Annotated in this window: 1 pseudogene; it reads left to right on the top strand. The window is 58.2% G+C overall.

The features are described 5' to 3' along the window. A pseudogene (locus HMPREF2955_RS09965) lies at positions 1-287 on the top strand (IS66 family transposase); the annotation flags it as partial.

Here is a 287-nt window from a genome sequence, read left to right as displayed (position 1 = left end):
CTTGTGCAAAAGGATGCCGAGCTGGCAAGAAAGTCCCGCCGCATCCTTGAACTTGAACGTATGGTATTCGGTAGGCGCAGCGAGAAACGCCTGCCGGAAAGTCCCGACGGGTGGGTTGGCACGCTCTTCGATGAACAGTGGGCAAAGGAAGGTTCGCTGCTTCACGCAGAAACACTTCCCATCATCGACGAGATAAAGCAGCAGGCCAAGCGCCGCCGAGAGGCTAGCCGCACCACCCGCCCCGTAAGAAAAGGCAGGCCGTACGCCTCTTACGTTCCTGACGACAT

This window comes from Prevotella sp. HMSC073D09, assembly GCF_001814145.1.
GTDB lineage: Bacteria > Bacteroidota > Bacteroidia > Bacteroidales > Bacteroidaceae > Prevotella > Prevotella conceptionensis.
This window is presented reverse-complemented; position numbering and strand designations above follow the sequence as displayed.